General features: G+C 44.8%; 22 protein-coding genes and 3 pseudogenes. 20 read left to right on the top strand and 5 right to left on the bottom strand.

Annotation, left to right across the window (positions count from 1 at the left end):
• Window positions 1-53 precede the first annotated feature (53 nt).
• From kamA to ACOJUR_RS00820, 7 genes are all read left to right on the top strand, one after another.
• Entirely contained in the window at window positions 54-1,361 is a 1,308-nt protein-coding gene (kamA, locus tag ACOJUR_RS00850) for a lysine 2,3-aminomutase (protein WP_072874357.1), read from the top strand.
• A 10-nt stretch (window positions 1,362-1,371) separates the two neighbouring features.
• Entirely contained in the window at window positions 1,372-2,412 is a 1,041-nt protein-coding gene (kamB, locus tag ACOJUR_RS00845; RefSeq protein WP_072874356.1) for a lysine 5,6-aminomutase reactivase subunit KamB, read from the top strand.
• Window positions 2,412-4,073 carry a MutS-related protein gene (locus ACOJUR_RS00840; RefSeq protein WP_420949020.1) on the top strand — a complete coding sequence of 554 codons (1,662 nt, stop codon included), beginning with the start codon at window positions 2,412-2,414 and terminating at the stop codon, window positions 4,071-4,073. The genes kamB and ACOJUR_RS00840 overlap by 1 nt, the downstream gene beginning before the upstream one ends.
• The gene (gene kamD / locus ACOJUR_RS00835) at window positions 4,070-5,665 is read left to right on the top strand and encodes a lysine 5,6-aminomutase subunit alpha (RefSeq protein ID WP_420949019.1); all 1,596 of its coding nucleotides are present in this window, start codon (window positions 4,070-4,072) and stop codon (window positions 5,663-5,665) included. Before ACOJUR_RS00840 ends, kamD begins: the two co-directional genes overlap by 4 nt.
• Complete coding sequence (gene kamE, locus ACOJUR_RS00830; RefSeq protein WP_072874353.1) at window positions 5,662-6,441, top strand: lysine 5,6-aminomutase subunit beta; 780 nt, start codon at window positions 5,662-5,664, stop codon at window positions 6,439-6,441. Before kamD ends, kamE begins: the two co-directional genes overlap by 4 nt.
• Window positions 6,442-6,642: 201 nt before the next feature.
• Complete coding sequence (locus ACOJUR_RS00825; protein ID WP_420949018.1) at window positions 6,643-7,167, top strand: hypothetical protein; 525 nt, start codon at window positions 6,643-6,645, stop codon at window positions 7,165-7,167.
• A 206-nt stretch (window positions 7,168-7,373) separates the two neighbouring features.
• A complete protein-coding gene (locus ACOJUR_RS00820; protein WP_420949017.1) occupies window positions 7,374-11,384 on the top strand; it encodes an alpha-amylase family glycosyl hydrolase in 4,011 nt (1,336 codons plus the stop codon).
• A gap of 131 nt (window positions 11,385-11,515) precedes the next feature.
• On the opposite strand, the gene ACOJUR_RS00815 is transcribed toward ACOJUR_RS00820, so the two are convergent.
• From ACOJUR_RS00815 to ACOJUR_RS00805, 3 genes and pseudogenes are all read right to left on the bottom strand, one after another.
• The gene (locus ACOJUR_RS00815) at window positions 11,516-11,815 is read right to left on the bottom strand and encodes a tyrosine-type recombinase/integrase (RefSeq protein WP_420950476.1); all 300 of its coding nucleotides are present in this window, start codon (window positions 11,813-11,815) and stop codon (window positions 11,516-11,518) included.
• Window positions 11,816-11,995: 180 nt separating this feature from the next.
• Complete coding sequence (locus ACOJUR_RS00810; protein WP_306953391.1) at window positions 11,996-14,020, bottom strand: chloride channel protein; 2,025 nt, start codon at window positions 14,018-14,020, stop codon at window positions 11,996-11,998.
• A 196-nt stretch (window positions 14,021-14,216) separates the two neighbouring features.
• Window positions 14,217-14,441: pseudogene (locus ACOJUR_RS00805) on the bottom strand (IS4 family transposase); the annotation flags it as partial.
• 595 nt (window positions 14,442-15,036) lie between these two features.
• Here ACOJUR_RS00805 and ACOJUR_RS00800 point away from each other — a divergent pair.
• The 5 genes and pseudogenes from ACOJUR_RS00800 (at window position 15,037) to ACOJUR_RS00780 (ending at window position 20,278) form a co-directional block, all read left to right on the top strand.
• On the top strand, window positions 15,037-15,396 hold the full coding sequence (locus ACOJUR_RS00800) for a transposase (RefSeq protein WP_420949016.1): 360 nt from the start codon (window positions 15,037-15,039) through the stop codon (window positions 15,394-15,396).
• Window positions 15,397-17,121: 1,725 nt separating this feature from the next.
• On the top strand, window positions 17,122-17,685 hold the full coding sequence (locus tag ACOJUR_RS00795) for a hypothetical protein (RefSeq protein ID WP_420949015.1): 564 nt from the start codon (window positions 17,122-17,124) through the stop codon (window positions 17,683-17,685).
• A gap of 363 nt (window positions 17,686-18,048) precedes the next feature.
• Window positions 18,049-18,770: pseudogene (locus tag ACOJUR_RS00790) on the top strand (ATP-binding cassette domain-containing protein).
• On the top strand, window positions 18,767-19,255 hold the full coding sequence (locus ACOJUR_RS00785) for a lantibiotic immunity ABC transporter MutE/EpiE family permease subunit (protein ID WP_420949014.1): 489 nt from the start codon (window positions 18,767-18,769) through the stop codon (window positions 19,253-19,255). The pseudogene ACOJUR_RS00790 and the gene ACOJUR_RS00785 overlap by 4 nt, the downstream one beginning before the upstream one ends.
• Window positions 19,256-19,546: 291 nt before the next feature.
• Entirely contained in the window at window positions 19,547-20,278 is a 732-nt protein-coding gene (locus ACOJUR_RS00780) for a lantibiotic immunity ABC transporter MutE/EpiE family permease subunit (RefSeq protein ID WP_420949013.1), read from the top strand.
• A gap of 121 nt (window positions 20,279-20,399) precedes the next feature.
• Here ACOJUR_RS00780 and ACOJUR_RS00775 read toward each other — a convergent pair whose 3' ends face one another.
• Complete coding sequence (locus tag ACOJUR_RS00775; RefSeq protein WP_072875335.1) at window positions 20,400-20,621, bottom strand: zinc ribbon domain-containing protein; 222 nt, start codon at window positions 20,619-20,621, stop codon at window positions 20,400-20,402.
• A 224-nt stretch (window positions 20,622-20,845) separates the two neighbouring features.
• The gene (locus tag ACOJUR_RS00770) at window positions 20,846-21,421 is read right to left on the bottom strand and encodes a GNAT family N-acetyltransferase (protein WP_420949012.1); all 576 of its coding nucleotides are present in this window, start codon (window positions 21,419-21,421) and stop codon (window positions 20,846-20,848) included.
• 370 nt (window positions 21,422-21,791) lie between these two features.
• Between ACOJUR_RS00770 and ACOJUR_RS00765 the strand changes: the two genes are divergently transcribed.
• From ACOJUR_RS00765 to ACOJUR_RS00730, 8 genes and pseudogenes are all read left to right on the top strand, one after another.
• Window positions 21,792-22,595: a class I SAM-dependent methyltransferase gene (locus ACOJUR_RS00765; RefSeq protein ID WP_420949011.1), complete on the top strand. Its 804-nt coding sequence runs from the start codon at window positions 21,792-21,794 to the stop codon at window positions 22,593-22,595.
• Window positions 22,596-22,676: 81 nt separating this feature from the next.
• A complete protein-coding gene (locus tag ACOJUR_RS00760; RefSeq protein WP_420949010.1) occupies window positions 22,677-23,075 on the top strand; it encodes a hypothetical protein in 399 nt (132 codons plus the stop codon).
• A gap of 210 nt (window positions 23,076-23,285) precedes the next feature.
• Window positions 23,286-23,552, top strand: a complete 267-nt coding sequence (locus ACOJUR_RS00755; protein ID WP_420950475.1) for a GNAT family N-acetyltransferase — start codon at window positions 23,286-23,288, stop codon at window positions 23,550-23,552.
• A 146-nt stretch (window positions 23,553-23,698) separates the two neighbouring features.
• The gene (locus ACOJUR_RS00750) at window positions 23,699-23,923 is read left to right on the top strand and encodes a hypothetical protein (RefSeq protein WP_420949009.1); all 225 of its coding nucleotides are present in this window, start codon (window positions 23,699-23,701) and stop codon (window positions 23,921-23,923) included.
• A 27-nt stretch (window positions 23,924-23,950) separates the two neighbouring features.
• Window positions 23,951-24,175 (top strand): alpha/beta fold hydrolase, encoded by a 225-nt coding sequence (locus ACOJUR_RS00745; RefSeq protein WP_420950474.1) that lies wholly within the window; start codon window positions 23,951-23,953, stop codon window positions 24,173-24,175.
• A gap of 343 nt (window positions 24,176-24,518) precedes the next feature.
• Window positions 24,519-25,214 (top strand): MBL fold metallo-hydrolase, encoded by a 696-nt coding sequence (locus ACOJUR_RS00740; protein ID WP_420949008.1) that lies wholly within the window; start codon window positions 24,519-24,521, stop codon window positions 25,212-25,214.
• A 15-nt stretch (window positions 25,215-25,229) separates the two neighbouring features.
• The gene (locus ACOJUR_RS00735; RefSeq protein WP_420949007.1) at window positions 25,230-25,826 is read left to right on the top strand and encodes a TetR/AcrR family transcriptional regulator; all 597 of its coding nucleotides are present in this window, start codon (window positions 25,230-25,232) and stop codon (window positions 25,824-25,826) included.
• A gap of 100 nt (window positions 25,827-25,926) precedes the next feature.
• Window positions 25,927-26,127, top strand: a pseudogene (locus ACOJUR_RS00730) (DUF4260 family protein); the annotation flags it as partial.
• Between the last annotated feature and the right edge of the window lie 5 nt (window positions 26,128-26,132).

Raw genomic sequence — 26,132 nt, 5'->3', positions numbered from 1 at the left:
AACAAAAGTTCCAGTCGGATTGACTGCAAAATTTAAAATAGGGAGTGTTTTGAATGAGTGTTCTCGAACCCGTCAGTGCATATCGATATGGCAAGAAACAGCGTCATTATAAAGAGATTGAATTGTGGAAAGATGTGACGGAAGAACAATGGAATGATTGGAAGTGGCAATTGACACATACCGTCAATACCATGGAAGACCTGGCGAAAGTGATTCATTTGACCGAAGAAGAGATGGAGGGCGTGCGCCATGTCAAAGAGACAATCCCTCTGCGCATTACGCCGTACTATGCAATGATGATGGATCCGGATGATCCTAATTGTCCCATTCGTCTTCAAGCTGTGCCGCTTTCCAACGAAATGCAGCGTTCTCCATGGGATATGGAAGATCCCCTCGATGAGGATACGGACGCACCTGTGCTTGGATTGACGCATCGTTATCCCGATCGCGTTCTGTTCCTCATTACCAATCAGTGCTCGATGTATTGCCGTCATTGTACGCGTCGTCGTTTTTCAGGCGCTGTGGGTCATGCAGTGCCCAAACCACAATTGGATGCAGCCATCAATTATATTCGTAACCATCCGGAAGTGCGCGATGTTCTGCTCTCCGGCGGCGATGGCCTGCTTGTGAATGATCGTATCCTGGAATACATTATCTCCAGCTTGCGCGATATTCCGCATGTGGAAATTATCCGAATTGGCACGCGGGCTCCAGTTGTATTCCCGCAACGGATTACAGACAACCTTTGTAATATTCTAAAAAAATACCACCCAGTGTGGTTGAATACACATTTCAACCACCCGGACGAAATTACACCAGAGGCAGCCGAAGCCTGTAAAAAGCTAGCCGATGCAGGAGTGCCAGTAGGTAATCAGACAGTCCTCATGCGCGGAGTTAATGATTGTGTGCACATTATGAAAAAGTTGCTCCACGATTTGGTAAAAATTCGCGTTCGTCCCTATTATCTCTATCAATGTGATTTGTCAGAGGGCATTTCGCATTTTCGCACTACCGTTTCTAAAGGCATTGAAATTATGGAACAGTTGCGCGGACACACTTCTGGTTACGCGATTCCTACTTATGTGGTAGATGCTCCGGGAGGCGGCGGTAAGATACCTGTTCAACCGCAGTACATTATTTCACAAGGACATGGAAAAGTGATTCTGCGCAATTTTGAAGGAGTCATTACCACTTATCACGAACCGGTTTATGAAGATCAAGGCTGTCCGCCTACTTGTACGCACGATCACGCTAAAGACAATGATGAGTTGATTGGTGTGGCTCGCTTGCTCAATGATGTGCAACTCGCACTTGAACCTAAAGGACTCAAACGAGCGGAACGAAATCAGCACGGACATTGAGGGATGGCCAGTGGAAATCTACGACCGTGCTGTAGCTCACGGCTGGAATCGGATTGCTTTCATGGGAGCCAGTAAACATGCTGGTAAGACGACTGCCTTCAATGCTTTTTTGCAACAGGCAGCAGTCGCTGGCCGGGTTGTCGGACTTTGTAGTATCGGTGTGGATGGAGAACGCCAGGATGCGCTGATGGGTATAGATAAACCGCCTATTTTTGCCCCGCAGGGGGCGCTCCTGGCTACTGCTGAACGCGCACTTTTTGAAACTCAGTCGCTCGAATGGTTGGAGTCTACGGGCATTCGTTCTCCGCTGGGTGAGGTCGTCATAGTTCGAGCAGCAGAGACCACACAGGTGCTTTTGGCGGGAGTCCGTTCCCGGCAGCATATCAGCCGTGTGCTAGAGGGGTTTGCACGCTACCAGGTTGACATGGTACTGGTGGATGGTGCGCTGAATCGAATAGCGGCAGCATCGCCAGAACTGGTGGATGCTGTGGTATTAGCAGTCAGTCCCGTATCGGGATCGACACCTGATGCAGTTGCACAGGTGGCACTTGAACTTTCACACCGGTTTTTCTTGCCAGAAGTGCCTTTGGCATGGCGCAACGTATTGGATTCCGCTCATCAGCGAAGACAAGTGGCGCTCTATTTTACCACGGGAGAGTATCGAGAGTTTTCCGCAGATGCTGCAACTTTACACCCGGAGCAGCTTTTGGCTGATGCGAGGCTGGTTGCGCCTCTTCAGGCGCTTTATGTGCCTGGCGCTGTGCAGGATAAATTAATGGAAACCATTTTGCTTCAAAGACAAGAACCGATGACACTAATTGCTGCTCATCCTGCGCAGGTTTGGGTAAGTCGGCAAGTCTTGTTACCGTTTTATCGGGCAGGTCATCAACTCATGGTGATGCGAAAGCTGCCTCTTTTAGGCGTAGCCGTGAATCCTCACCATGTTTCCGGAGCAGACCTGCCGTTGGATGAGATGTTGCAGGCTGTATCTGCTGCATTGCCGGAAGTGCCTGTGTATCATGCCGCCTTGTCCATGGAGAGGAATGCGTGATGAATGAAAATATAATCTGGCGTTCTGTATCTCGTTCCTTTTTGGACGAGAAAACAGCTGAGAAAATCGGTTGGAAAGAAGTGTTTGCGGCGTGGCAGCCAGTGACAGCTGGCGGGGTGCGGTTTAAAGAAAATTTGCGGCCTTATTTACCGGGGAATGAAGTTGATCTACTCCATGTTCATGAGCTTTTGGCACTGGATTTGCAACGCATTTCGCCAGAAGAGTTGAGACGATGGAGAGAATGGCTCCGCCAGTTGCCCGATATTCAGCCACTGCTTGCTTCGCTTGCCTTAGATACGCTCGAATTGACGCCGAAAACGGCGCTTTGGTTGAAGCAAACTGTACAGTCAACGCTTCACCTGTTAAAAGAGTCGCAAATTCCGCCAGGATTGGACTATCTGACCATAAGCGACATGGAATCCTTGCTCAAACCATTTGGTCACCCGGAATTAAGTCATTTTGCTGTACAGCATTTGGCGGACTCCTTTTATCTGGAAGCGCAACACGAAGAGCGAGAGATTAAAAAAAAGTTGACCCAGTATCAAACGGAATGGTTGAAAACTCTTCAAAAACAAGGCTGGCCACTCTACCAACGGCCGGATAGCACGCTGATGCTCAGCTTGCCAGTTCATCGTGATCTGCTCGAACTCGTCAAATCTACTCCAAACTTGCGTGTATTGCGTGAAACACCGTTTGAAATCATCTTGCAAAGAGTGCCTGATGAGGTGGAGTCAGAGTTGCTTGTCGCTTGGGAGAATGCTTTCGCCAAGCTTCAACAAGAGACTGATCGACTGTTGGCCCAACTGACCGAACAGGTACAGAGGCAACTGCAAAGCTGGAACAGGTTAGCAGATGCCCTTCAGGAGATGGATATTCGTCTATCAAAAGTTGCATTGGCTCGAGTATGGCAGGGAGTCGTACCTAGTGTCAGCGAAAGATGGTCGCTTCGGGAAGCTCGCCATCCTCTTCTGGCTGAGCAACTTCAACAACAGGGGCGTTCTTTTGTAGCTATTGATTTACCGAATGTGGGAACTCTTAATGTGATAACGGGATCGAACATGGGCGGTAAGTCAGTAACGCTATGTGTCATTGCACTGATGCAGTGTCTGTTGCAGTATGGATTGCCAGTTCCGGCCGTATCCTTCACAGCTCCTCTATTGACGGGTGTGCGTTTGCTCTTTGCGGCTGGAACGCAGATGGAGCATGGCCTTTCAGCGTTTGGGCAGGAAGTTGTAGGATGGGGAAGTGTACTGGAAGAAGCGGAACATCAAGCGCTTTTGTTACTTTTTGACGAGCCCGGGTGTACCACAAATCCCCAGGAGGGGGAAGCGCTGGTGCACGGGTTACTTCATAAACTTTCCGGACTGCAGGACAGCATCGTTTTTCTGGCTTCACACTACGCTTCCGTGGCAGCTTATCAAGGAGCTGCGCATTGGCGTGTACGGGGGTTATCCTCGGTGCTGCACCAAGATATGCAAAATGCTACCTTAGCAGAGCGATTGCGATTTCTTGCCGCCGCAATGGATTACCGTTTGGAGCGGCGCCAGCCTGGCCAAGGCGTACAGGAAGCGCTGGAAGTGGCTAAATGGCTGGGGTTGCCTGATTCTCTGTTACAGGTGGCCCGGCGATATCAAGAAACTGAAGGACGGATGAACATATGACAGGAAAACTTCATTTGAATGAAGCCGAAATTCAAAGGGCCCGGCAGGCATCCAGTCAAATAGCTGATGATGTTACCGCTCAAGTCATGGAGCGTACCACGGTTGCTATTGAAAGAACAGTTCTGCGGCTGTTTGGTGTAGATGGAGTGGATGCCGAAGGCGTACCGCTTGCCAATGTGGTGGTCGATCACGCTCTATCCCGAGATCTCCTGGCGGGGGGTATTGCCTACCCATTTGTCGGTGCAATGATGGTGCATGGGATGACGGCGCAAGAACTTGCTGAAGCGATAGGCGCAGGAATGGTTCAATTAGGAACGGAAGATTTGCCCAATCGAGTTGATATTCAGGTCAAAGCAAGAGAGATGGCGCAATACGCATTGGATGGTATTGCTGCTAACCGTGAGAAACGCAATCAGTATCTTGGCCGTTTGGGAGAAGGGAAACAGCCATACATCTATGTCATTGTAGCTACAGGAAATATTTATGAGGATGTAGTTCAAGCCAAGTCTGCTGCCCGTCAGGGAGCGGACATCATTGCTGTCATTCGCAGTACAGGGCAGAGTCTGATTGACTACGTACCGTATGGGCCGACAACGGAAGGTTTTGGGGGAACTTATGCCACGCAGGCTAACTTTCGCATCATGCGGCAGGCACTTGATGAAGTGAGTGAGGAAGTAGGTCGTTATATACGGCTGTGTAACTATTGTTCAGGACTTTGTATGCCTGAGATAGCCGCTATGGGTGCTTTGGAACGCTTGGATGTTATGCTGAATGACGCTTTGTACGGAATTCTTTTTCGAGATATTAACATGCAACGAACGTTGTGTGATCAGGCTTTTTCTCGAATGATTAACGCTTATGCTGGAGTGATTATTAATACAGGCGAAGACAATTATCTGACCACTGCAGATGCAGTAGAGTCAGCTCATACTGTACTTGCTTCGCAATTTATCAATGAACAGTTAGCTCTACGGAGTGGCCTTCCCGAAGCGCAGATGGGGCTTGGGCATGCTTTTGAGATGAATCCCATGTTAGAGGACGGTTTTTTGTACGAATTGGCACAGGCGCAGATGGCTAGAGAAATTTTCCCTAATGCCCCGCTCAAATACATGCCGCCTACCAAACATATGACAGGAAACATCTTTCGTGGTCATGTCCAAGACGCTCTTTTCAATATGGTTGGTATTATGACACAGCAAGGAATTCAACTGCTGGGCATGATGACGGAACAGATTCATACTCCGCTTATCTACGATCGGCATCTGGCGATTGAGAGTGCAAAATATATTTTTAATAATGCAAGACATCTAGGAGAAGAAATTAATTTTAAAGAAGATGGAATCATTGTCCGGCGGGCTCATCAGGTTTTAGCAGAAGCGGTACAGCTACTGGAAAACATTGTGGATGTGGGACTTTATCAAGCATTGGCTTCAGGCATGTTTGCTGATGTCAAACGGACTGCCACTGGTGGTAAAGGATTATCCGGCGTACTGATGAAATCTGCAGACTATTTCAATCCATTTGCTGATGAATTGCGCGTGCGCTTAGGGATTACTGGGACTGTACAGCAAGAGGAGGTTCGGCGCGGATGATGGAGCAACTCGACTATCGAACGCAGATTGCGAAGCCAGACTATACGGCAATTCGTCCTTACGGGGACACGATGAATGACGGCAAAGTCCAGTTGAGTTTCTCTTTGCCCGTTCCGGACGGTCCTGAAGCTGTTGAAGCAGCCCGCCTGCTTGCTCTTAAAATGGGAATTGTCAATCCGAGTGTGGTTCATCACGAAGATATCGGAGAGAACTTTACTTTTATCGTTCTATATGGGAACTGTGTACACAGTGTCGACTATGCCCACATACAAGTTCCCAAAGTCGAGACGGAAGTGATGAATTTTTATGAAATTAATGAGTTTATCCGAACAAAAATTGGTCGTAAAATCACCATACTTGGAGCGTGTACAGGAACAGACGCACATACAGTGGGAATAGACGCAATTATGAATATGAAAGGTTACAACGGTGAGTACGGGCTCGAACGCTATCCGGAAATCCAAGCTTACAATCTTGGCAGTCAAGTAGAAAATGAGGAACTGGTTCGTAAAGCGATTGAACTGAAGGCAGATGCGCTGCTTGTTTCGCAAGTTGTCACGCAGAAGGATGTGCATCTTCACAATTTGAGCGCTTTAGTTGACCTTCTTGAAGCTGAAGGATTACGAGATAAACTGATTTTGGTTGCCGGTGGTCCGCGAATTACTCATGAATTGGCACTTGAATTGGGCTATGATGCTGGATTTGGTCCTGGCACTTTAGCGCCTGATGTAGCTTCTTTTGTAGTTCAGGAAATGGTTGCTCGTCATTTGCAGTAAAGTTTTTGTTCAGTCATGCATGCTGGGGTGGGAAATCGCTCATACTTTGAGTGCTGTTGAGTTGTTGGTCAGGCCAACACGCCGTCCGATTCAGTAGAGGGAAGAAGGCTATGTTATAGCGTTCAATTCTCAAAACTTGCCGAGGCGTCATCAAGAAGAGAGGTTCCTGAGTTGACCCATTCCCAGCTGATCTTATGGATCATGTTTATTTCCTCATGGTTGACAGTTTTGCTTTTTATGGATCGCGCGTCTTTAAAACGCTATATGCCAGTGACTCTATTCACCTGCTTTGTGATGAGCAATATTTTCATTATTGCTTTTCATTATCATTGGTGGAGTATACAACAATCGATTGTCCCATGGGGATATGTTATCAATGTCAGTTTTGCTTATGGATTATTCCCGGTGACGGTCTTGTGGATATATTATTTTACTTCGCACCGATTTTGGCAATATGTCGGTGTCAACCTAGTGATAGATTGGATTTATGTATATCTTATTTTTGATCGCGTTTTACCGTGGTTAAAAATTGCTAAATTTCGCTTGATGCAACCTTGGCAGTATTATCTCATTGTATTTGGATTATCGCTTCTCATTTATCTCTATGACGCATGGCAAAAACAAATTATGTTGTCTCCTCATCAAACGGTTTCCAAAGATTCTCGGATGCACAAGCCTGTTTTCCCCATTTTCATAGGGTTCAAGAGCAAATCACCTATAGAATAATGTTTTTAAGACAGCGTATCAAAAAAGTATTGTGATCGACAAAATTAGATATTGAAGCCGCTTTCATTAATTGATAGGATAAATATTAAGAAATTGTGCAATCGTTTGCATAAACATTGAGCATATTCTGCAAACGTTGCACTTAAACATGATGAACCATTTGTGGTTAGGGCGAGGGTAAAATGAGGATGAGGGAGAGAGTCACATTGAAATGGAAAAATTCCATGAGTTTGGCAGCTACGGTTGTCATGACGGCTGCGTTACCGCTCGTTGCTTCTGCCGGTACAGTCTATGCTAGTACAAGTAGCAATTCTGCGAGTGGCGGAGGTCAAACAACGCAATCCTCTAGCAGTGGAACTAGCTATGCCAGTAATCTTTCGAATAGTGGCACAAGTACACAGGCTACTACGTATGGAAGTACATACAGTACGAGTGCAACGGTACAAATTGTGTCAGGAAACGATTTTACTGCTGGTAAGGCAGCCACTGTCCAGCTTGATGTCTCTGGTATAGACTTGAGTGCATCGAATGTTCAGGTCACACTCGAGAATAGTGTCAATGGTACAATCAACGTGACGAATGACGCTACCGTAACTGGCCCCAATAGCATACTTTTACAACTTCCTGAAGGGGACGCAGGTGTAGGTGCGGGAACTTACACGATTACTGTGCAAAGCGGCAGTAGTGTTGCAAACACAACTCCAGGAAATGGTTTGCAAGTGTTGCCATATACGGATGCAAGTACTGTACAGTGGGACGGTATCTATACATCCGACAGTTCAAATTATGTATCTAATCCCAATCCTGCTGCGGGTCAGTCGGTGACCATCAGTATGCGAGCATACAGTGGAAACCTCAGCAAAGTGGTTCTCAATTGCTGGGACACAGCCGCCAACAAAGGTTTTCAAGTGGATATGACACCTGGGAAAACGTTTGGACCCTATCAACTTTGGTCTGCCACCATTCCTGCTTCCAATGGTGGAACCATCTACTATCGATTCGATATTTATGACGGAAGCAGTTTTGCCTGCCTTTCAGGTGACGGATTGCACACCTATGACGATACGAATCAAAACTTTCCTCTGCCGGTTGGTTCAGTTTCACTGTCTGAAATGGATGCCAACCCTGGAGACACATTGACAGCGAACGATCCGGTAGGCGATTTTTCAGGGAGTTCCAGTCAACCGAATCAGACGATGGTCAGTTTTATCAATGCAGATGGTCAGACAGTTGCAACCAGTCAAGGTTTTAATGCCGGATGGAGCAGTGTGCAATTTACTGTCCCGCAGAATTTACCAGATGGATTATATACGGTAGATTTAGATACAGTAGCGCAAGATGCGGATAGAGTTGTGAATGTTTCCTTAAACCGTTCAGCTACACTGCTTGTGGGACCACTTCCAGCTTGGATGAAGGCGTATTACCATGATTCGTTTAACACGTTTTATCGGTCGCCATTTGGTGCTGTTGCGGCTGGTACACCGATTACGCTTCGATTGCGCGGACCTGTCGATTTAAAAAGTGCTACACTCCGCCTTTGGGGTGCGACGGGCCAATCGGGTGAATTAGATCTGCCTATGCAACCTTTGCAAATGCCTGCTAGTCAAATTGAGCAGGAAGCTGGAGTCAGCCAAGCTACAGATTATAGCTGGTGGACGGTGACCATCCCTGCTTCCGATGTTCAAACACCAGGAACCATGTGGTATCAATTTGTTACCCAAACATCTAGTGGACAGACCCTATATTATGATGATAACGGATCGCAATTAGAGGGGCCCGGTGCGGTTGGTTTTTCATCGAATGGTCCAAGTTACCAAATTAGCGTGTTTGAAAAGGGATTTGAAACACCTGATTGGTTGAAGCACGCAGTCATTTATGAAATCATGCCTGATCGGTTCTATAACGGAAATATTGCTACAGATGAAAATCCCAAGACTCAAAAAGGGATTTATGTGAATGCAAATGGACAGGAGTCTTTAGGACCCATTGAGTTTCATCAACATTGGAGCAGTCCTCCTGATGATCCCAATATTCCGCCCTCCTCTAATCCAAGTATTGAGAAATTACGTGGTAACGGGCAGTGGAATATTGACTTCTTTGGCGGAGATCTTCAAGGTATTCAAGATAAGCTGGATTACCTGAAGAGCCTCGGTGTCAATACGCTCTATTTGATGCCTGTTTTTGAGGCTGAATCCAACCATAAATATGATACGGCAGATTTTATGAAGATTGATCCCGGTTTTGGTACACAGCAGGATTGGCTGAATTTGGTCAAAGCCGCTCATGCGAAAGGTTTTCATATCATTTTGGATGGCGTCTTTGAAGACACAGGTAGCGACAGCATTTATTTCAATAAATTTGGCAATTTTAAAACAACAGGAGCATGGCAGGCGTATCAAAGCAACCAACCCTCGTCGTCTCCCTACTATTCTTGGTATGAATGGACAGGTAATCCACAAAATCCGTACAACGGATGGTTTAATATTGATACGTTGCCAGAAACGAATACTTCTAACCCTGCATATCAGAAATTTATATACAGTGGGAAGAATTCAGTGGCAAAATACTGGATTGAGCAAGGTGCTAGTGGTTGGAGATTAGATTCAGCGGACAACAGTAACTTCAACACAGCTTGGTGGAGCGGTTTTCGCGATGCCGTCAAGTCTATCGATCCTAATGCTGCTATTATAGGTGAGATTTGGAATAATGCGACTAATGATAATGGCACAGACTGGCTGACCGGATCGACCTTTGACAGTGTCATGAATTATCAGTTCCGAAATGCAGTGATAGACTTTTTCCGCGGTAATTACAACGATGGCAATGAACAGCATCATGCAGTTGACGCAGCAGGGTTTAATCAACGTCTGATGCGCCTGTATAGCGAATATCCCAAGCAATCTTTCTATGCCATGATGAATCTGGTGGATTCGCAAGATACGATGCGTATTTTGACGATTCTTGAAAATGCACCACAACCAAGCGATATTTCCGCTTTGCAACAGGATTTGTATCAACCATCCGCTGCAGATGAACAAATCGGCATAGAGAAGCTAAAACTGGTTTCCGATCTTCAATTTGGTTTCCCAGGTGATCCGACCATCTGGTATGGAGATGAGGCTGGCCTGACTGGATACAAAGATCCACTTAGCCGTCGAACCTATCCGTGGAATCATCAAAACCTCACTCTTCTCAACCACTATCGCAAATTAGGTGCAATTCGCAAGGCAAACCCTGTGTTGCAGACAGGTGACTTCCAGCCACTCTATACGCAGGGCATGGTCTATGCTTTTGCTCGTACCATACGTGATGGACATGATGTGTTTGGCGATCCGGCTAATGACGCTTCTGCAATTGTAGCGCTAAATAATCAAAATCAATCTACCACAGTCAGCCTTCCTACCAAAGGTACGGTCGCTGATGGTACTCGCTTGCTCGACGAGCTGAATAACCAGTGGTATACAGTGGAGAATGGTCAAGTCACGTTGACCTTACAACCTTATCAGGGGGCTATTTTAGTAACACCTACACGTGTTCCGGTCGCTTATTTACAAGAGTCAGGTAATCAGAATCAAATTGCCTGGACACCTGTAGAAGGTGCAACAGGCTATCGGGTCTTTCGTAAAAATAGAGCGGGTCAGTGGCAACCCGTTGGTGGGCCGTTGTCTGCTAGCACACTCTATTTACCTGTAGAACGAGGGGCATATGCTCAAACATTCGCTGTAGAAGCGTTGTTTGGCCCTGGCCCATTGGCGGGACCACCAGTAGCACCGCCGGCTGGACCCAATGTTTCGGCAAGCATGCTTTCGTCTACAGTTGATTTGCCAGCTTTGCGCTTAACTGCGCCAGTAGTAAAGGGTACCCTGTTACGAGGGCAAGCGATTCTGAACATCAACTCGGTTCCCGGAGCTACTCAGTATGTGGTTTATGAAGAACAAGCAGATGGCTCATACATTCCTGTGCAAACTGTATCTGTGCCGGGGATTTCTCAGCAGCCGGGTCAACCGTCAATTCATCCGGGTGGTCCCTTGCAACCGGTTCAACCATCTATGAGTCCGGGTAATTCTATCTATCCGCCTGGCATTATGCCCAATCAACCACCCATCCGAGTGAATTTGGAAGTTCCTTCTGGGACTACTTCGGTCACTTATCGTGTGGCAGCTCAAAACGAAGATGGCCAGGCAGTAACGCAGCCATTTACCTTGACAAACCAATGATTTGGCAGATGCCTTGATGGATATTCCTTACGTGGCGCGGATTGATAGGCTTTCATCCATAGTTTGAGGGATTGATAAGTCACGAATCTCTCCTTTACCAAAAGATACTACTTGGCAGTCAAAAGTCGATTTCATTCTTCCACGGCCTCTCGTTGCATCGTGTCGGTCACATGTGCATACGCATCTGCAGTCATCGTGATGGAAGCGTGACCCAGGTGTTCAGATACAACTTTCAGGGGCACCTTTTCCATCAGCAAAAGCATTGCATGGGTGTGACGAAGGCCGTGGAAGGCAACAGGTGGTAAATTCCTCTTCAGCGCCGTTATATCATGTGTCCATCGTTGCTTGCAAACATGAGATTTGCGCGATTGTGGTGAACCGGTGGATAAGCCTCCTCTACAAGAATGGTGGGTTTTTGACTGGGAAAACAGGAACCGGATCGACGAATATCATGACTGAAGAATATCCACTGGAGTCATTTCATCGAGTGCTAAAGGATAACAGACTATCCACATGGGAGTTTGCGACATACGCAAGGCGTGCAAGACTGTGGACACCTACATGACAAAAGAGATAATCCAAATTCCCTCATAAAAAATCTTTAAGGTTTATCAATGTTTTGACAAAGAAGATACCTCACCGGACATAAAATTTACAACCTCATCTACTTTTTGAATCGGAGAAATAAAAAGAAGCACTTCGTCATCTTTTTGAAACACTGTTTTTCCATGAGGTACAAGCAGATTATTTTGTCGTTTAATTGAAACGATGACGGCTTCAGAAGGAAATCGCACATCTGCTAAGGATAGCCCAATCACTGGACTATTTTCTTTTAATCTGAGATTTGTGAATTGGCCTGAATTTTGATGAAGATCTTGAAGTTGTCTAATTTTCGCGTTCGATTCGGTTGAATAAATGGTATAAGCGTTATAAGCACGCACCACATCGCGTTCTGTGAGCATGCCAATGACTGAATGGTTGGTTTCGTCCATAACAGGTAAGAGTGGGAGATCGTAAAGTGAGAATAACCTCATAGCCTCTTCAAGACTTTGATGTTTTTGAATTGTGGGAGTTTGGTGGGTACTTAAATCATGTAAGGTAGCATTGGGTTTGTGTTGCTCAATGAGCGGACGAAGTGTTTCTAAGGTAACAATACCAGTTAGCTGATTTTTTTCGTTCAAAAGAACAGCTGCATGGTGACGAGAGGAGGTCAGCAGATGATAAGCGTGATCGACCGTATCTTGCTCAAACAAAATTAAAGCAACAGGTTCCATAGCTTGTGTAACTGAAATTTGTTCGGTGGGTCGTACTTCGTTACCACGCAGGATACGAATACCACGTCGGGCTAATTTTACCGTATACATGGAATCTCGCGTTAAAAGCCCATGTACTAAATAAGCCATAATGCAAGCAGCAATCACAACGGGTGTCAATTGATAATCTCCAGTTACTTCAAGTAAAATAGTGATAGCAACAAAAGGTGCTTGTGCCGCCGCTGCAAAAATAGCACCCATACCTGCAATTGCGTAAATTTCTGGATGAGGAATCCAATAGGGAAAAATGATTTTCAAAAAGTCCCCATACGAAGCACCGAGCATAGCACCAAGAAATAGGGAGGGTGCAAATACGCCACCCGAACCTCCTGAGCCAACAGTTGTGAGCGTAGCAATATATTTGAAAATCATCAGAAGAATGAGTGTACCCAGAGAAAGCTTGCCCGTTAGTGCTGAAAGAATACTCGGGTAACCAACTCCAAGAACTTGTGGCAGCATAAAGCCAATTAATCCAATTGTAAGCCCCCCTACAATGTTTTTCATCCAGAAAGGGACTTTCCATTTAGCAATCCAGTCTTCCGAGATAGTCAATCCTTTGGAGTAGAGAAGCCCAAATCCTCCTGCCAAAACGCCAAGAATAATCATAAATAATAGTGCAATTGGGTGAATGATAGGGTAGTGTGCGGTTGGCAGTACCGGATGATTCCCCATAAATACGTCAAATGTGGTTGCACCTGTGACAGATGCTAGAAAGACAGGCATGATGGCGCCAAAGGCGTAACTGCCAAGAATCACTTCCAGCCCGAAAAAACCACCAGCAATCGGTGCATTGAAAGTGGCGGAAATACCCGCAGCTGCTCCACAAGCCAGTAACAAGGAAATGTATTTATCTGTAAGCTTTAACGCTTGGCCGAGCACAGAGCCAAAAGCTCCGCCAATCAGTGCAATAGGCCCCTCTCGTCCGACAGATCCGCCACTACCTATAGTGATGGCGGGGGCGAGGATACCAAAAAAAGCTATTCGTGGACGAATTCTGCCGCCTCGTAATGCCAGAGATTCGAGTATTTGTGGTACGCCATGCCCCTTCACTTCACGCGCAAAATAGTTTGTAATGAATCCAACTAAGAGCAACCCTATCGCTGGAATGATTATGCGCAGAGGGGAATGGGTGACTTCAGGGGACACATGAAATAAAAGAAAAAACCAGTGAATCATAGCGCGAAACAAAATAGCGCCTAGACCCCCAATTATACCTACGAAAATGGAGAGAAGAAGTAAAAGCAAAGGTTCCCTATAGGGCTTGTTGAGCCAGCGAGAGATAATAGGGTCTTTTGCACTCACTGTTACAAACTGGTTATGCATGGGTTGATCATACACCTTCTTCTCATTTATGTTATGGAATTCTTTTTCTGATTTTTTTTGCATCACAATGTATCTTCAGAGTACAAATGTCAGTATATCAGAATCATTCAAGTTTCGCGTTCTTAGGCAGCCAGTTTCTCTTGATAGAACTGGGTAAATGAGTCATAAACTGCAGAATTACCATATCGATTCCGGTGTCGTATGTACGTTCCTGTAACTCCTTCGCCAGCCGGAGGTCAGACTTGCTCGCCTTGAAAAAGGACTCAATATCCCAACGCTTGTCATAGATGCGAATGACTTCATCGTCCAACAGACTTATATCCGTGGATAGCAGAGCCAGCCACTGACAAGAGAGATTCCTGTCTCGCACGAACACGATTTTTGCAGGAACGGGGTTCCCCTTTGCATCCTGTTCAATCGTGTCATCATGATGGAGTTAAGAATCTTTGCCCATTCACGGCCCTGTCAGCATCAGTTGTAAAATCTCCACTAGGAACCTGACATTCTCCCTGAGGGGGAGAGAATCTCGGGCGGGATCGAAAGACCATACGTGGATGGCTTTTTCAGTAGGAACCTGGAGCTTATCATCACATATCTACTAAAACTGTTGTCGAACCCTATACGGAATTTATCCGAAAACAGATGCGGGATGGTTGTGTGAATGCAGTTATCTTGTTGGATGAGATTCGGTAACAAGGATATATCGGGGGTGTGACGACGCTACGCAACTTTATGCGTCCATCTTTAGGCATGGGGGAGGATGTCAACTTTGTAAATTTGAAGGTCATTGGTATCAGTGATATGTGTGATTGTTGCTTGGACTTTCTGTGTATTTACAATATATATGTTTAAGGTGTACGTACACTCCAATAACTCTAAACATAAAAACAATCCATACATCGTTATCCTCTTATGAAATAAAATTAAGTCTTTTTTGGTCATAACTGCCGGATAGCGACGGAACCTAGCAGTGATTCGTCATCGCCGATTTTATCCTACACAGTGTTTGATATCCAATGAAATTTCCAATACGATTATGGAAACTGATTCGTACATATGTCCAGAAAAAACCGCTTACTTACCGCACGACAACTCGTGAAGGCCACAGGGAGTACAAATCTGATCCAGCAATTTGCAAGACAAGTCCTCTTCTGGCTCTGTGTACTTGGTCCCGCAACCAGCAAAAAGTTTTGGTACGACACGTATGGGAGGACAGCAAAGAGAGGGTCCAAGAGTACCGATTTAGTAAATCTGGGAAACGCCTATACAGACTCCGCATGCAAACCATTGAACGAGGTTTGCAGATGCAAAACAGCTTCATAGATACAGATATACGAGGTGCCGAGGCAGGGACAAAATGTTCAAATAGGCACTGATGACCGCTGTCTTTGAGAATATGAAAAAATCTCCTTTTACCTAGCAAAACGAGTTGGATAAAGGGAGATTCACATTTCTTATATATACAATTCTGTATAGATAAAACCACAAATATATTGCTTTAATTGAAAAAGACCAATCACAGTGGTCTTTTTCTACAGCCTGATTAACTATCTTATAGTTAATTTATTCTCGTCTTCGTACATATATGACTTTAACTACAATTGCTATAATTAATACGTTCACTAGGATCCATATTCCTGTAATAAAAATTCCCAGCAATTCATGTTGCAGATGTTTATATTCGTTAGTAACTAGCATTATATAATTAAATTGCATTAGTAAAGCAATCATTGCAATATATCTAGATATCCTAAGTTTTTTTCTGTTATTTGTTACTTTAAATGAAATTTTCAATATATTACCTCCATCGCCTATATGTAAACACATAACAGTTCACTTATATGTAGAATTGATTGACAATACCCTATTTTTCGAAAATTAATATTAACCTCTAAGAGTTGTTGTGGGATTTTTTAACTTTCTTAGAAAAATGCAGGTCTAAAATATGAATTACATATGAGAAACTAGTAATATCTAATAAAAGAGTACTATATACTATAGCTCTTGCCAATATAAGTATAAATGTAATTTGAATACTATTCAATATTGTTGCAAACGTAATGTGTTCTCTTAAGCCCCAGAATTGGATTTGAGTCTTTATCCCTTATCCACTAACCTGATTACAAGTCGTGGAGGGGATATTTTTATGCAGCGAAAGAGATACACGATGGATTTTAAACAGCAGGTTTAGCAGGAGGCAGCTGAAGTGGGAAACTCCTCCCAAGTTGCACGTCGTCACGGGCTTACTTCGAAGACGGTCTACGATTGAATGACACAGTCGAAGCATGCAGATTGGAAGAATACTGGAACTGAGTCGAAGAAGGTATCTGCTTATACCCATCGTCAAACGAGTTTAAAGAACTTGAGAACGAGAATGACAAGCTAAAGAAGATACTTGGCGAAAAGGACTTAGAAATTGAGATTCTGCGTGACCTGTAAAAAAAGCAATGAGTTTTTCACCAGCTTTTCCAGGGAAACTTCCTGTAGGAATGGTTTTGAATGGGACTAATGCAATCAACATAGATTCACATGGATCGGCCAATGCATTGCAAGTTAGATTATTCAATAAGTTGAGTGAAGGAAATGTTATGGTATATGAAATACATGGAGATGCTCGTATTATTGCCCCAAATGAAAAAATGGGGATAGACTTTAGGTGTGAAGTAATTTTGGCAAGTTGGAATACACTGTTAGCTCATTACGATCTAATCTTGTTTACTCTGATAGGATCACCATACAAATCGTATCTCAAAACAGTTTCTCTCCATATGTTGAAAATTTATTAAGCATCATTAAAAGATAGTTCGTCTGAAATTAGCAACTGCGGTGGTTAATTCATAATACTGCCGCAGTTGGTTGATCTCAATCGCTCATTAAGAGTAATTGCGTAGACACTCACGCTTATTGCAAGTGAAACGGTCCATTTTATAAAAAATAGTAGCCATTGGATATGATACAACAATTTAAATGTGTAAAGAATTCCATGAATCTATAAAAATATGTAAATAAAATACATTAGAAATCATGTAAACTGCGATTTAGCATCATAGTATAATGCATGTCATATCGATATACAGTTTAAAAGGAAAGGATGAACTATTTTGGAGAAAATAAAATCAAGGGTTCTAACTCGATTAATAGTTGTTTTTTCTCTGGTGAGCATGTTTGCCATCTCGGGATGTGGCACTCAAACATCGAATAAGAATGGTGATACTGGAGCATCTTCAACACAAAATACAAGCCATATTACACCAAAGACACAGGATGGACTAAGAGGCCTAGAAAATAAAGTTAATTTTCATGTGATTAGGCCAGATGTGAAGAGTGGATGGAGTGTTATGTCAGCAGTGATTACGCACGACCCAGGAAATGAGAAAGTAAATCAATTGTCGTTTTTTCTGCATAATAATTTAAATCATCAGACATTCAATGTTATTGAAATGGGCGGGTCGATTCATTTGGGAGATGGGACAAATATTAAAAAAGTAAATATCGATCATTATGAAATCAGAGAAATAACCAATAAGCATGGTGCTCTAATATCCGCTCAATTCATGGTTGATGGGACAACAGTGCAAGTGATGGAAATCGGCCAGAACTCACAAATCAATTCTCAAGAATCCATCTTATCTGCAATAAAGCTGTTTCTTCCGCAGAACCATTGACTTAGCACCAAAGTAACACCTAAATCCGTGACAAGTGCAACTGACTCTTTTGTTCGTAGTGAATGAACGGTATTTTGACCAGAACGACAGAATTACAGTCGTACGATTTCGTTTGAGGGCGATTCAAATCACTCCCGGTAATGCTCTCTTTAGGATATTGAAAACAGTTCTGGATGGCGGACGTATCATAGAAGAAGGTGCACGGAAGCACTTCTAGCAATCTGCGGCTGGTTCAGCTCGCGCTACACCATGGAGATGGAGCGAGGAACAGTTCAGTCAATACATATGTAAAGTTATCTAAGTTTGAAGGATAGTCGATATACTTGAACCGCTGCAATATCTGACTGAAAAGGAGTTAGAGAGATGGTAATGCTTCTAGAAACCCACAACTTGACAAAGCGTTTCAAACAACATGAGGCAGTGATGGACGTAAATCTCCGTATACCCCAAGGGTGCGTATACGGGCTACTAGGACAAAACGGCGCGGGAAAGACAACACTCTTGAAGATGCTCTTCGGTTTGTTGCATCCGACATCCGGGGACATCACTTTGTTTGAGGAACCTTGGAAGCGAGCCAGCCTTTCGAATATAGGCGCCCTGATTGAAACCCCAAGCTTGTACGGGCACTTAACCGGAAGGGAAAATCTCGAAATCCATCGCCGACTGCTCGGGCTATTTCGTGAGCGTGCGGATGAGGTCCTACGAATAGTGGGGCTCCATGATGTAGACGGCAAGAAAAAAACGGCGGCGTACTCCCTTGGAATGAAACAACGTTTGGGATTGCCATTGCTCTCTTAAATCGTCCGCGGTTGCTCATTCTGGACGAACCGACGAACGGGTTGGATCCCATCGGTATTCGTGAGATGAGGAACTTGATTCTTTCGTTTTTGGATGAGGGGATCACGGTCATCCTTTCAAGCCATATCTTATCTGAAGTGGCACAGATTGTAACAGATGTTGGGATTTTAAGCAATGGTCGCCTGCGATATCAGGGCCCTCTTGAAACACTCATGAAAGAGGGGGATACGCAGGGTACCCTAGAGGACATCTTCTTGCGGTACGTCTCAGGGGGTGGGGTAAAGTGAATGCAGCGTTTACAGCAGAATGGATAAAGTATCGCAGAACCCTCACGCCATGGATTATCGTGTGCTGGCCCCTTTTGTTGGTCTTAACCGAGACAGTTCTAATGCCGCAAAGCCGGACATGGCATGAAACATTGATGAACACATTCAACTGGTGGTCTGTTTTTGGTTTGTGGTTATGCGCAACCATTCTGGCAGCTCTTTCGAACTCATATGAACGACGGGCAAACAGTTGGAGTGTGCTATGTACCCGTGTTGTATACCTGCGCGTTCTTTACATTTACAAATGGGTTGTACTGGCACTCCAACTGCTCGTCGCAACCGTCATTTATGCAGCGTTGGTAATCATCATTAACTATTTTCTCTGGAATCCGCATGGTTCCCCGGCTGTTGGTCAATTGATTGCCGGTATCGCACTGGTTTGGATCGCGGCGCTCCCGCAACTCGCCATCATTCTCTGGTGGCCTCTCGAATTGGGGTCGGAGTAACCGTCTGCATCGGGTTGGTGGGTCTTGTCGTCGGCGTGGTTGCTGCAGAAGCGCCCTATTGGGTGATGATTCCCTGGGCCTGGAGCGGGCGTATGCTAATGCCTATTTTGGGCTTCCACATTAATGGTTTGCCTCTTTCCCCGGGGAGCCCATTCTGGAACCACGATGTGATACCTATCGGTATCATCCTCTGCATCGTGGCGACAGCATTGTTCATGGCTCTTGGGGCAATCTGGTTCGAGCGTCGGGAGGTCAGGTAGGTCTATGATAAAGGCGCTATTCGCGGAATGGTTGAAGTATAGGAGAACAGCTGTTCCGTGGCTCGTACTCATATGTCCGGTGCTGGTGGTTTCCATCAGCAGCGTATATGTGGCACCTCATCGCATTCAGGCGACCGCTTGGCCAACCGTATTGAACATAGGTAACGAGGTCTGGTCTGGTTTGTGGATACCGATCGGTTGGGGGCTCATTGCAGGGCTCGCCGGAGAATTAGAGGCATCCGCGGGACGTTGGCGTTGGCTGCGCTCCATAGAGTTGGCCCCAGGCTTATTATATATCGCGAAGGCTTTTGTCCTGGCGTTCTTCACGTTTGTGGGTTGCGTGTGGTTGTGGGCCTTGTTGCTGATTGCCGGTGGAGTCCTACGTATCCCCTATCCAATGCCAATCGGCATATTTGTCGCATGTATGGCGGTCAACTGGCTGAGTGCTCTACCATGGCTATGGACTGCGCTGTGGCTGGCAGAAGGCAGTCATTGGGGTGTGCTGCTTGGAATTGGGGCGATCGGGACGATTGTCGCCTCCATTATAGGCGGAGCAACTGCTCTTGGCAACAATATCTGGCCGTTCATTCCCTGGACATGGCCAATGCGATTCGTCTACTTGATTTATGACATGCTTACACCAGAACTGCAAAGTGCTGCTCCACAAATTATCTTTTGGTCTGTTCTCATTGCCGCCGTGATCCTGAGCATTATCATGCTGCTCCTTGGTACATGGTGGTTCCATCGCCGGGATGTAGTCTGACAGTTCTTTCAAACTTACTCAAATCTACTCATAGGTAGGTTTAACGTTGAATGCCTGCTTCGTTGATGTCGCCCCTGTAATAGCAAGTCTTACATCATCTCCAGAGACTGTAATCGTGTAGTTAACGGCCCATTTCATGAGATTCTTTGCTGCGTTTGATCGCGATCACGATGCGTGTCGTATGTTGAGCATGCTCATTGTCGCACAGATAGCGATATATTTTTTTCGTTCCACACGTTGAGCAAATTTTACTGGAGGCAAACCACCTGTTTGCGATGATGAATAGTCCTCCGTGAATATCCTTCTTATACACTAATTTCTGTCTAAACTCGTGAAAGCCCATGTCGGCTACCGCTCTTGCCAGCTATCGTACATTGCAGGAATTCAGAAAATGGAAGACATCTCTTAAAACACTCGAAATCTTGCTCTTTTTTCAAGGAACACGGCTGTTTCAATCGTTGTTCTCATATTTTCTTGCGTATATTTATAATATATTCCTTTTTTAGCTTTTTATGTTGTCTAATACCGAAAGGCTATTGCCACCCATGCATCCAAAAGCTTCATGTATTAAAATTCTTGTCCACGCACTTTTGCAAATATCATAGTGTCACGTAGTTGTCCTGCTGTATTGCATCTTTCTTTTCGTAAGATACCTTCCAGAGTGAATCCGAGACGTTCAGCTATCCGTGCACTACGAGTATTTGTTGAATCACAACGGATTTCAATACGATTAGCTTGTAATACACAAACAGCAAAGTGCGTAATACCATGAACCGCTTCCGTCATGAGTCCTTTCCCGCTTTGTGATGTACGAATCCAGTATCCTATCTCAAACTTTTTGGATTCCCAATCAATGCGATGAAGACCGCTTCCACCTATAAATCGACCTGTTTGCTTACAAATAAGCTGAAATCTCAAATCAGACCGTTGTAGAAACTTAAGTCGTGCCATCCGAATGTTCTCCTCTGATTCATCTATCGTTGGAACGTTCTTCGCCCAAGGCATCAAAGGTCGCAGTTCCTCGATACTTTCTCTAATTGCTTCGTTTAGTGCTATACCATCACCCCATAATGGGGCACGGATAATGAGTCGTTCCGTCTCAAACTCCTCTGGAAATTCAATTAAAATTGGATTTGAACTCAATCTTCATCATCCCTCTTTTGACGTCTATTGTTTTTCATATATAACTAAGGGCTGTTGAATGATTTAGTACACGTAGCCCTATGACTTTGAATTAGAATACGTAAGATGAATATGTCCGAGGACTACAGTCCTAAAATCATCAGGAGTGCGTAAGAGATGAAATCTAGGCCATATGCTTTACAGAATCAACGGATTGAAAGCATTTCTAGTTCAACACCAATAGTCGAAATCGATATTGCGAAGGAAAAGCGTGTAGCTTAAGCAGCAAATTTTCTAGGAGTTACCTTGGCGAAACGAGCCATTCGAGCAATTGGTCAAGCCGTACCGGATTCAGGTATTTCAAACGTCGAATAGACAAAGGGGGATGATTGTGAACAGCGTTGTACAATATTACGAGATTATTGATGAAGCTTCGAGGTTCTCAAGAAACTCAAGAAAAATCGAATTTCTTACATCTACACATGTCATTAGCAGTCTTTTACCTTCACATGCGAAAATATTGGACGTTGGTGCTGGTCCTGGAGCCTATTCATTCTATTACGCAGAAAGGCATCACGATGTTACATCAATTGACCTTACCCCGAAACATATCGAACAAATCAATAAAGAATCTGAGGAAAAGCATTTGGCGTTGAACGCCTACGTTGGTAATGCAACGAATTTGAGTCGATTTGAAAGTGAAACATTCGACTTTGTCATGTGTTTTGGTCCACTATACCACATCATAGATAGTAATGAACGGGATAAATGTATAAAAGAGTGTTTAAGGGTACTAAAAAGTGGCGGACATCTGGCTATTGCATATTTAAGCAAATACGCGGTTATTCCAATGCTTGCTACTAGAGAAAAGACATTTATTCGAAATAGCGTGATTGACAAGGTGATTAACCAAGGAATAATTATCGATGGGGATCAAGACTGTTTTTGGACTGATGCATATTTTACATCTCCCGAAGACATCGAAACACTAATGATGAATTATGGCGTCAGCACTATTGACCATGTCGGAACTGACGGAATTAGTCATACAATACAGGAATATATTGATGCGCTTTCGGACGAAGAATTTCATTCTTGGATGGATTATCATTTTTTAACCTGCCGAGAAAAGAGCATATTGGGACTCAGCACACACGGACTCTACATTTGTAAAAAAACGAATGGTCATCAATAGTACGAAAAGGGGCTGTCGCTCACCAGAAGCCGACCTTACAAGAAGAACGACAACGCTCACGTGGAGCAAAAGAATCGATTCTTGGTCCGCGAAATCGTAGGTTACGAGCGTTTCGACACTCCAGAGCATGTGCAATGGCTCAACACGGTTTATGCGTGGCTTGACGTATATGCCAACGCCTGTCTGCCCATGCGCAAGGTCATTGAGAAAAAACGTAACGGCAGTCACGTGCAAAAGAAATACGACTCAGCAAAAACTCCTTTGCAACGGACGTTCGATGCTAGTGCCATCCCAACGAACAGCCAAAAGTACTGGAGTGAGTGGGCACAGTCCCTCAATCCACAACAGCTACACCGACAACTGGTGACACTGCTGGCACAGGGACTAGGCGGGGCGAACCTTGCTCTTGCTCCGCTGCCCGCACCGGTTTCCAGGGGGATCGACAACGACAAACGAAACGGCACTCGGGACTCCTATTGAGGCCAAAACATTCTGTCTGTGGATTTGATGGACAACTCTTCAAGTTGCCCACAAGCTCCACAGACACAACAAAAAGGGAAGCCGCTTCGCTCCTCCCTTTTGGCCTACGGCCATTCACCTTTCCCACTTCAACGGAATAGGGAATGGGTTAGATTTTTAAATGAGTTAGCCATCTCTCTTCGGTAAGATTTTTACGTGAGTTGACACGGTATAGGGTACTTTCTTGGCAAAGATTATAAAGGCAAAGGGATTATCACCACTAGTGTACGTGCACTGCTAGACTATATTTTTGACGTTTTGATTCTAAATAGAGTCGTTACTCAGTGTGCGGCAGAAAACATGAAAAGTCGCGCTATCCCAGACAGGTTGGGTTTTCAGCAGGAAGGGATAGCTCGAGATGGGCAATGGCTATACAACCGTTATGTGGATTTGGTCAATTACAGTTTGCTAAAACGTGATTGGTTACATCGCCACTAAGTTGATCTGTTGTTATCATTCACGTTAGTAAAACGTCAGGTATGTGCACACTATTTTTGACCATGTCTCAACCAAAGCGCGGTTCCCTCAAACACTTTGGTATCTAAATGGTGGCGGCTATATAGGCTGTATATAGATCTACAACAATGTTGGATGTGCTCAAGGGTGGTGTCATGCGTTGGTATGAGGAGTCATTTGGAGCCGGTTTGCCTGTTGTATTTCTTCCCGGAAGTGGGTGGGTCGCAAATACCGGAATGAACATCGCAGATGAGCTAAAATCGGATCATCAGGTTCGGTTGGTTGAATTACTAGGTATTGGGATATACGATGGGATACAGGAACGAGTTACGCTTAAGAAAATGGGTGAGTAGGTCAAGGAAAATCTCGATGATCGTGGGATTAGTCGCACCCATCTCATCGGTCACTCGTTAGGCGGAGCGATTTTATTTGCGTTCTCAGTTCAAAATCCACACCGGCTAAAGTCTCTGACGCTTCTGGACGTTGGATATGTCCAAGTACCTCGTTTTCCAATTCAGATAGGCAGTTTGGGATATTTAGCCCCAGTTGTTTCAGGGTTAGAGCGAGTATTCGTCCTGAAAATTTTGAAAAAAGTTATCGGATGAAAGTGTGGTAAAGGACATGGGGGCTTTTGTAAGGCAACATGATGAAACGGTGTAGACTGCAGGAATAATTAATCCGTAGGATGCCTGACTTATACAAGGAATGGAGAATACCTGTTGGAGAATGAACCAGCCCAGTTTTCATACTAACGATGCATTTACACTAAACAGGAAAACTGCCGCTAAAAATAGCACAATAAATATTCTGGAAATCACGAGCTGTTTTGATAGTTCTTTATGGATTGACATTCAGAATACAAACATCTTTGACAAAACTAATTGTGTTAGTTAAAATGCGAAGTATATTAGTTTTAATTGAATCTAGAAAGGCATAGGTGAATCTGTAATGCGAATGATTAAACAGAGAAATTTATATCAATTGACGTTTCTTCCGAGTGTTTTCCCCGTGAATTGTTATTTCGTGGAGGAAGAGGATGGATTGACACTGATTGATGCTGCGCTTCCGAACAGTGCAGATGGAATTGCCGCTGCCGCTAGGAAGGTGGAAAAAGCAATTCGCCGCATCGTTCTCACCCATGCTCACTCCGACCATATCGGGGCACTGGATAAATTAAAACAAATGTTTCCGGATGTTCCCGTCTATATCTCCCGCCGTGACGCTCGTTTATTGACCGGCGATTGTACGCTTGATCCGAGCGAACCAAGTACCCCTATTAGAGGAGGCGTTCCCAAGCCACATACCATCAAAACAACGCCAGACGTGCTTTTGGATGATGGAAGCAGGGTTGGATCGCTTCTTGCCATTTGGACACCTGGGCATACCCCTGGTTCAATGTCTTTCCTCGATACGCGAACTCAGTGTTTGATTGCCGGGGATGCTTTTCAAACGAGAGGTGGTTTTGCTGTCACAGGACAACTGAGACCCTTGTTTCCGTTTCCTGCTATGGCTACTTGGAACAAAGAGTTAGGAATGGAAAGCGCTCGCAAAATACGTGAATATCAACCTGAATTACTCGCCGTTGGACTTGGAAACATGATTGCTCAGCCAGTGGAACTCATGGATAGAGCCCTTGGACTTTAATATGGAGGAATCGACATGTCGCAACGAACAAGAATTGATTTGCCAACCATCCTGAAAGCTGCTACCGAGATTGTCGATTCTCAAGGTCTGGAATCCCTCGGCTTGTCGACTCTCGCTCAGAAGCTGGGGATCCGTTCGCCTTCCTTGTACAATCATATCGCTGGACTTCCTGGTTTACGCATTGAACTCGCCATACACGGATGTAATCTGCTGAATTCCGTAATATCGCGCACAGCGATTGGAAAATCCGGTGACAATGCCGTTTACGCTATAGCAGAAGAGTATTTGGCGTTCGCTCGATCTCATCCGGGGCTATATGAAGCGGTTCAGCGAGTCTCCGATCCGCAGGAAGGGAGATGGCAGCAAGCAGCGAGAAGGTTAGTCGAAACTGTCGTTCAAGTCTTTCAGCATTACGGGTTGGACGAATACACCTCCATTCATGCCGTACGCAGTTTTCGCAGTATGGTGCACGGATTCATCTCATTAGAACGAAATGAGGGGTTCAAAATGCCCATCAGTGTGGATGATAGCTACCATTTTCTCATCGACACATTTCTTCTGGGACTGCATTCGAAAATGCAAGCTGCACCGTGCACAGGTGAACTGGAATGAATATATGAGATCATCGTTGTGGTTGGAGTCGCTTGTGGTCGTTTTTGTTAGTATATGATTTTACCATAACCACCATTTCTCATAGGTAACATTTCTCGAATTGGTACTATTACCGGATTTGGCTATGTTGGGTTATTGTTTCGGCTCAAGAGTAGAGGCTCGATGCTACAATTTTTTTCACACATATATGTTCTCATGGTTATGTATTACCATTGGGTTCATGTTAGAGAATTCGATCTGGGTTATGCTTGGACTGATATGGACCGCGCACATAGCGATTGATCGCTCGATAGGATTTGGAAGGAG

The sequence above is a fragment of the Alicyclobacillus tolerans genome (genome assembly GCF_048984885.1).
In the GTDB taxonomy this organism is placed as follows: Bacteria; Bacillota; Bacilli; order Alicyclobacillales; family Alicyclobacillaceae; genus Alicyclobacillus_I; species Alicyclobacillus_I tolerans.
The sequence above is the reverse complement of the archived record's forward strand: the minus strand, read 5'-3'. Positions and strand labels throughout refer to the sequence as shown.

Coding starts and splice junctions, on each gene's coding strand:
- kamA (WP_072874357.1), top strand. CDS start 54: ATGAGTGTTCTCGAACCCGTCAGTGCATATCGATATGGCAAGAAACAG.
- ACOJUR_RS00840 (WP_420949020.1), top strand. CDS start 2,412: ATGAATGAAAATATAATCTGGCGTTCTGTATCTCGTTCCTTTTTGGAC.
- kamD (WP_420949019.1), top strand. CDS start 4,070: ATGACAGGAAAACTTCATTTGAATGAAGCCGAAATTCAAAGGGCCCGG.
- kamE (WP_072874353.1), top strand. CDS start 5,662: ATGATGGAGCAACTCGACTATCGAACGCAGATTGCGAAGCCAGACTAT.
- ACOJUR_RS00825 (WP_420949018.1), top strand. CDS start 6,643: ATGTTTATTTCCTCATGGTTGACAGTTTTGCTTTTTATGGATCGCGCG.
- ACOJUR_RS00810 (WP_306953391.1), bottom strand. CDS start 14,020: ATGCATAACCAGTTTGTAACAGTGAGTGCAAAAGACCCTATTATCTCT.
- ACOJUR_RS00800 (WP_420949016.1), top strand. CDS start 15,037: ATGAAATTTCCAATACGATTATGGAAACTGATTCGTACATATGTCCAG.
- ACOJUR_RS00775 (WP_072875335.1), bottom strand. CDS start 20,621: ATGGGCTTTCACGAGTTTAGACAGAAATTAGTGTATAAGAAGGATATT.
- ACOJUR_RS00750 (WP_420949009.1), top strand. CDS start 23,699: ATGTTGGATGTGCTCAAGGGTGGTGTCATGCGTTGGTATGAGGAGTCA.
- ACOJUR_RS00740 (WP_420949008.1), top strand. CDS start 24,519: ATGCGAATGATTAAACAGAGAAATTTATATCAATTGACGTTTCTTCCG.
- ACOJUR_RS00735 (WP_420949007.1), top strand. CDS start 25,230: ATGTCGCAACGAACAAGAATTGATTTGCCAACCATCCTGAAAGCTGCT.